General features: G+C 67.9%; 6 protein-coding genes and 1 pseudogene. 3 read left to right on the top strand and 4 right to left on the bottom strand.

All coding sequences use genetic code 11. The features are described from left to right. From ACRDU5_RS20780 to ACRDU5_RS20770, 3 genes and pseudogenes are all read right to left on the bottom strand, one after another. A pseudogene (locus tag ACRDU5_RS20780) lies at window positions 1–116 on the bottom strand (SRPBCC family protein); the annotation flags it as partial. Window positions 117–419: 303 nt separating this feature from the next. Then, window positions 420–752, bottom strand: a complete 333-nt coding sequence (locus tag ACRDU5_RS20775) for a YnfA family protein (protein ID WP_526616807.1) — start codon at window positions 750–752, stop codon at window positions 420–422. 335 nt (window positions 753–1,087) lie between these two features. Beyond that, window positions 1,088–1,531, bottom strand: coding sequence for a MerR family transcriptional regulator (locus tag ACRDU5_RS20770; protein ID WP_526616805.1), 444 nt, complete (start codon window positions 1,529–1,531; stop codon window positions 1,088–1,090). A gap of 591 nt (window positions 1,532–2,122) precedes the next feature. Here ACRDU5_RS20770 and ACRDU5_RS20765 point away from each other — a divergent pair. Beyond that, on the top strand, window positions 2,123–2,356 hold the full coding sequence (locus ACRDU5_RS20765) for a hypothetical protein (RefSeq protein WP_526616803.1): 234 nt from the start codon (window positions 2,123–2,125) through the stop codon (window positions 2,354–2,356). On the opposite strand, the gene ACRDU5_RS20760 is transcribed toward ACRDU5_RS20765, so the two are convergent. Further along, window positions 2,346–2,549 (bottom strand): hypothetical protein, encoded by a 204-nt coding sequence (locus tag ACRDU5_RS20760; protein WP_526616801.1) that lies wholly within the window; start codon window positions 2,547–2,549, stop codon window positions 2,346–2,348. The two genes, ACRDU5_RS20765 and ACRDU5_RS20760, sit on opposite strands and share 11 nt — an antisense overlap. 149 nt (window positions 2,550–2,698) lie before the next feature. Here ACRDU5_RS20760 and recC point away from each other — a divergent pair, with 149 nt between their 5' ends. Next, window positions 2,699–5,974, top strand: coding sequence for an exodeoxyribonuclease V subunit gamma (recC, locus tag ACRDU5_RS20755; protein ID WP_526616799.1), 3,276 nt, complete (start codon window positions 2,699–2,701; stop codon window positions 5,972–5,974). Next, a partial coding sequence (locus tag ACRDU5_RS20750) for a UvrD-helicase domain-containing protein (protein WP_526616798.1) occupies window positions 5,974–6,827 on the top strand: 854 nt, incomplete at its 3' end. The genes recC and ACRDU5_RS20750, both read left to right, overlap by 1 nt.

The following is a 6,827-nucleotide window of genomic DNA, read 5'->3' as shown; positions in this document are numbered from 1 at the left end:
AGCTCGTGGTGGCGGCGCGGGTCCGCGACGATCGCAAACAACTCGGCCGCAGGGGCAGGAACTTCGACCGAGCGGCTGACCTGGCGAGGTCCGGCATCGACGGTGGTGACGGTCATGGCTCTGCCCTCCTGTTTTGAGGTGAACAGCCGTCTCCACACTAGTCCTGCGCGTGTCGGCTTGGAGATCCAACATCGTCCAGCAAGGGTGACCCGTGCCAAGACCAAGGTGCGCCTTGAGCGCGTGTCGATGAACTCCCGCTAGTGAGCGGTTCCGCGTTGATCCGCGCGTCTCAAAACAGACGAGATATGAGGGTCTCAAATCTCGGTCTCAGTCGTCCGATCCCGGTCAGCTCGGCGAGACTGTCGACATGACGAAGGGCTGAAGCGGATCTCACTGCAGCGGCTGGGTCCGGGCCTCTGTCAGGCGCTGCGTGGGGCGTACATGATCACGGCGACACCCGCCAGGCAGATGAGGGCACCGGTCACGTCCCATCGGTCGGGCCGGAATCCGTCGAACACCATCCCCCACGCCAGCGATCCGGCGACGAAGACACCGCCGTATGCGGCCAGGACGCGGCCAAAGTGTGCGTCGGGCTGCAGGGTGGCGACAAAGCCGTAAGCACCCAAGGCGACAACGCCAAGTCCTACCCACAGCCAGCCTCGCTGTTCGCGGATGCCTTGCCACACCAGCCACGCACCCCCAATCTCGGCGACGGCGGCCACAATGAACAGGAGAACGGAGCGCACCAGCATGGTCTGACCCTATGAGAGGTCACGGAGTCGGCGCGGCGGTTCAGTCTCCTGTTGGGCGCAACCGCACGCGGCATCGCCCGCTTGGCTTGAACGCTGGTCGGTCGCGCACCGCTGACGGTTCCGAACGACGGCCACCACCAATCCGACAGCACCGACGGCGATCAGCCCAAGGCCGATCGGCTCCAACCATCCAGCCCCGGCCAACAGTAGGCCGCTGCCAGCGATGCCCGAGGCAACGACTATCGGCACCACCGTGCAGCAGGCCACGCAAGCCACCGCGCCAACACCTATCGTGGCGAGCCACCGCCTGACCGCTGAGACCCTTCTCATTGCCCTTAGCGCACTCCATCTCGTTCGGTATCTACGCCGTCGAACGGCACTGGGCAACACGCACTCTCGGCGCATTCGATGAGGTTGTCGCACCCCGCGTCGAGGGCGTCGCGCAGCGTGTCCCGCACGGTCCTGAGCTCGACGAGTTTGGCCTCGACTTCAGCCAACTTCACCCTGGCACAGGCCTGCAATCCGGCGTCGGCGCGACGGCGACCACGGAGTTGGGTCACCTCCAGCAGGTCGGCGACCTCCTCCAGCGTGAAACCAAGGCGCTGGGCAGCCTTGATGACCCGCAATACGGTGATCGCTTCGGGCGGGTAGAGGCGGTGTCCGCCGAGGGTGCGATCGGGTTCGTCCAGTAGCCCACGTCGCTCGTAGTAGCGCAGCGTCTGCACATTCACCCCAGCGGCATCAGCAACATGGCCGCTGCGCAATCCGGTCTCAGCCATGGTTGGCGACACCACGGGTCCGCACGAGGCTGGAGACCCTGCCCTGCAAGGCGTCGAGAACATCCACATGCGACGTCGGGACACCGATGCGCATGAGCACACCATCGGCGGCGGGTTGGAAATCGAAGGTGAAGAACGAACAACAGCCGACCTCGCGGTTGGCGATGTCCCGAGCCGATGCTTCTACACGCGAAGCGATTGTGAGGTCCAGTGCTGTCGCACTTGGCCGAGCCCACCTCACCACGGAGGACTCGAACAACTCATCGAACTCGGCGACACGGAGCGACTGATCGATTGTCGGCAACGTGCACGACGTCGGAACCCACCCGCCAGAACTACCTTTATTGGCCATACGCCCAGGTTAAACCCGTACCTAGGTACCGAATGCAACCCCAAATCCGATCCGCCTGCCGCAACCTACCGACTGTCTCGAATCAGACGGTTTTCGAGAGTCTCAGATTGGCTGTCGAGCACGACATGTCTGCCCAGGTCACGCCGTCTCAGATGGCCGTCTCAGAAATGGCTGTCTCAATAACGGGGCTGATTTGGTTAAGGGACAAACTTCCGATCTGGCTGCCAGCTTGAACACCGGTGTACGCCTTGGAGGGCTACGGCCGCCAGCAGGCTTACCGCCTGAAGACGTGCACGTGGGAGTACGTGCGGCAACACAACGGACCCGGCTGGTCAAGGACGCTGCTGAAGCGCCGGGTGGAAGCGATCGGCGACTACGGCCGCGTGTCGGTCGAAGAGCTTGACGAGTGGATCTCGGACAACCTGGCGAGAGGGGTGATTGGGCCGTTCCGGTCGATGTCGTTCATCGGCTGAAGCAACGGGCAGGAATCCGGCGCGGTACCGCCGCGTCGTCGCGGTCGACACGGCCGACACGGCCGACCCCGTCGACCCGTCGGGCTTCGACACTCGGATCACCGACCACCCCGGCTCGCCGCAGATCGATAGCGGCGGACCCAACATCGTCCAGCAAGGCGTGGACGTCGCCGATGATGTCGTAGCCTTCCACACCTCCATGGTCACATCCGGGTGTGACATCCGGAACCGTCAGCGGATAAGTCGACGGCTGCCTTGCCGGCGGGAAGTTGGCCACGGGTCGCGGACAAACGTCACCGGAATCCGTCATCATCTCGAACCAACCTCCTATCGTGGCCACCGATGGCACTTCACCTCCATCGCGCTGATCGCACCGACCTTCTCGCCGACGGCCTGGGTGCGCTGCTCGCCATTCCGCTGCCGGACCCGTTCGCCGAGGAGCTGGTGCTGGTCTCGGCGCGCGGCATGGAGCGCTGGCTGAGCCAGCGGCTCTCCCACGTGCTGGGGCGCGGTGACGGCGCCGACGGGGTCTGCGCCGGGGTGTCGTTCCGCTCCCCCGCCTCGCTGATCGCCGAGATCACCGGCACGGTCGACAACGATCCCTGGTCCCCCGATGCGATGATCTGGCCGCTGCTGGAGGCCATCGACGCCAGCCTCGACGAGGACTGGTGCCGCACGCTCGCAACGCATTTGGGCCACTTCGCGGCGAACGAGGACGAGGCCGAGCTGCGTCGCGGCCGCCGGTACGCGGTGGCACGGCGGCTCGCCGGGCTGTTCGCCTCCTACGCTCGGCAGCGCCCACAGCTCCTTGTCGATTGGGAAAACGATATCGCCGGTGATATCGATCCGGATCTGCTCTGGCAGCCCCCGCTCTGGCGGGCGCTGGTCGACCGCGTCGACGCCGATCCGCCGCATGTCCGACACCAGACCACTCTTGCCCGCCTCCGAGCGACACCGAGCGACCTGCCCGAGCGGCTGTCGCTGTTCGGCCACACCCGGCTGCCGGCCACCGACATCGAACTGCTGCAAGCGCTGTCCACCCATCACGACCTGCACCTGTGGCTCCCGCACCCCAGCGACGACCTGTGGCAGAGGCTCAATGACCTCCACGACCTCGTTCCGCGCCGCGAGGACACCAGCCGCCACCATGCCCGCCACCCACTGCTGGACACGCTCGGCCGAGACCTACGCGAACTGCAACGCAGCCTGCCAGCCGGTGACACCGACGAATTCGTCGGCGCCGCAACGCGACCCGACACCCTGCTGGGCTGGCTGCAATCCGACATCTGCGCCAACGAGGTCCGGCCCGGCTCGCGCCTGCTCACGGAAAGCGACCGGTCCGTGCAGGTGCACAGCTGCCACGGCGCCGCCCGCCAGATCGACGTGCTGCGCGACGTGCTGCTCGGCCAGCTGCAGGACGACCCGACACTCGAACCGCGCGACATCTTGGTCATGTGCCCGGACATCGAGACCTACGCGCCGCTCATCGTCGCCGCGTTTGGCCTCGGCGAGGTGCCCGGCCGCAGCCACCCGGCGCACCGGTTGCGGGTGCGGCTGGCCGACCGGTCGCTGGTGCAGACCAACCCGCTGCTCGGGGTGGCGGCCCAGCTGCTCGACATCGCCGACACGCGCGCCACCGCCAGCCAGGTGCTCAACCTCGCGCAGACCCCGCCGGTGCGCGCCCAATTCGCGTTCACCGACGACGACCTCGACACCATCTCGCAGTGGGTACGCCAATCCGGCATCCGATGGGGCTTCGACGCCACGCATCGGGGGCCGTATCGCCTCGATCATTTCGCGCAGAACACCTGGCGCTTCGGGCTCGACCGGATCCTCACCGGTGTCGCGATGTCCGACGACGCGCACGCGTGGATCGACACCGCGCTGCCGCTCGACGACGTCGGCAGCGACCGCGTCGACCTGGCGGGACGCTTCGCCGAGTTCGTCGACCGGCTGACCGCGGTGGCGGACCGGCTGACCGGCGTCCGGCCACTCACCGAATGGCTGGACGCCCTGCGCGACGGCGTGGAGGCGCTGACCCGGGTCGGCGCCGGCGACGTCTGGCAGACCGGCCAGCTCCAACGCGAGTTCTCAAAGGTGTTGACGGAAGCGGCAACTCGCACCGACACCGAGATGCGGCTGACGGACGTCCGGTCGCTGATGGCCGGGCACCTCGCCGGACGGCCCACCCGCGCCAACTTCCGCACCGGCACCCTGACGGTGTGCACCATGGTGCCGATGCGCTCGGTCCCACACCGGGTGGTATGCCTGGTCGGCCTCGACGACGGCGTGTTCCCGCGGCTGGATCTGGTCGACGGCGACGACGCGCTGGCCCGCCGTCCGATGACCGGTGAACGCGACATCCGCTCCGAGGACCGGCAGCTGCTGCTCGACGCGATCTGCGCGGCCACCGAGACGCTGGTCGTCACCTACACCGGAACCGACGAGCACACCGGCGCGCACCGGCCGCCGGCCGTCCCGCTGCTCGAACTGCTGGACGCGTTGGACCAGACCACCCCGGATCCGGTCCGCGAGCGCGTCGTGGTGGAGCATCCGTTGCAGCCGTTCGACATCAAGAACGTCGAGCGGGGAGGGTTGATCGCGGACCAGCCGTTCACGTTCGACCCGGTCGTGCTGCGCGCGGCGAAAGCGGCGACCGGCGTGCGCTCGGAGCGACGGCCGTTCATCGCCGGTGTCACCTCCGAATTGCCCAGCGGCGACGTCGAATTGGCCGACCTGCTGCGGTTCTTCAAGCATCCGGTGGAGGGCTTCTTCCGCGAGCTGGACTTCACGCTGCCGTGGGAGGCCGACGGCGTCGAGGACGCCATGCCCGTGGAGATCGACGCGCTGCAGCAGTGGTCGATCGGCGACCGGTTGGTCGGCGACCTGATGCGCGGCGTCGACCTCGAGGTCGCCACCACGGCCGAAGTGCTGCGCGGGACGCTACCGCCGGGCCGGCTGGGCGAGCGCAAGGCCCGGGCGCTGAGCGACGAAGCCGCCGAACTCGCGATGGCGGCGCTGAAGTATCAGAGCAACACCACGACGGCCCACGACCTCGACGTCGACCTGGGAAACGGCAGGCGACTGACCGGAACGGTGTCACCGGTCTACCGCCGCGGCATTGTGTCGATCACCTACTCCAGGCTGGCGCCCAAACACGTTCTGCAGTCGTGGATCTCGCTCGTCGCGCTGGGTGCCGCGGGCCACCAATATGCGGCGGCGTGCATCGGCCGCGGCGACAGAGGGGAGATCACGGCGCGGGTGTTCGGGTTGCCGCCGGATCCGATGGCGGTGTTGCGTGATCTGGTGGCGATCTATGACGCGGGACGGCGGGGACCGCTGCCGCTGCCGCTGAAGACGTCCTGCGCCTGGGCCGAGAAGCGCCGACGGAACCGAAACCCGTTCGCGTTCGCCCGCACCAAATGGGAGGAGGGCGTGGCCCCGGAGAACGCCGACCGCGCGCACGCGAAGATCTGGGGCGCCGACGCGAAACTCGGCGCCTTGCTCGACGAGCCTCCCCGGCCCGGCGAAGAGGTCGACGGCGAGGACACCCGGCTGGGCGCGCTCGCCGTCCGGGTGTGGCTGCCCGTACTCGACGCCGAGCGGAGCGTCGGCTGATGCAGCGGTTCGATCTGCTCGGCGACCTGCCGGGACCGTGCACGACCACGGTGCTCGAAGCCAGCGCCGGCACCGGAAAAACCTTCGCGCTGGCCGGACTGGTCACCCGGTACCTCGCCGAAACGGCGACGACGCTCGACCAGATGCTGCTGATCACGTTCAGCCGCGCGGCGAGCCGGGAACTACGGGAACGGGTCCGCGGCCAGATCGTCGACGCCGTCGCCGCGCTGGAGAATCAGCCGGTCGAGACAACGGATCTCATCGAGCATCTGCTGCAGGGCGCCGACGACGACCGGGCGCGGCGGCTGGCGCGGCTGCGCGACGCACTGTCCGGCTTCGACGCCGCGACGATCGCGACCACGCACGAGTTCTGCGGCCTGGTGCTCAAATCGCTCGGCGTCGCCAGTGACAGCGAGGCCGGCGTCACGCTGGTGGAGAGCCTGGACGAGCTGGTCGTCGAAATAGTCGACGACATCTACCTCGCCGACTTCGGCCGGCAGGACGACGATCCGCCGCTGACGTACAGGGACGCGCTGGAGTTGGCCCGCGCGGTCGTCGGCGACCCGTGCGCCGAGCTGCGACCCGAGAACCCGGATCCCGAAACCGAGGCCGCCGACCGGCTGGGCCTCGTCACCAAGGTGGTCGCCGAGCTCGAGCACCGCAAGCGGCGGATGGGCATCCTCGGCTACGACGACCTGTTGAGCCGACTGGCCAAAGCGCTTGAGGGCGAGGACTCCCCGGCGCGTGACCGCATGCGCCAGCGCTGGCCGATCGTGATGGTCGACGAGTTCCAGGACACCGACCCGGTGCAGTGGCAGGTCATCGACCGGGCATTCAGCGGGCACTCGACCGT

It is taken from the genome of Mycobacterium sp. (genome assembly GCF_050701515.1).
In the GTDB taxonomy this organism is placed as follows: domain Bacteria; phylum Actinomycetota; class Actinomycetes; order Mycobacteriales; family Mycobacteriaceae; genus Mycobacterium.
The sequence above is the reverse complement of the archived record's forward strand: the minus strand, read 5'-3'. Positions and strand labels throughout refer to the sequence as shown.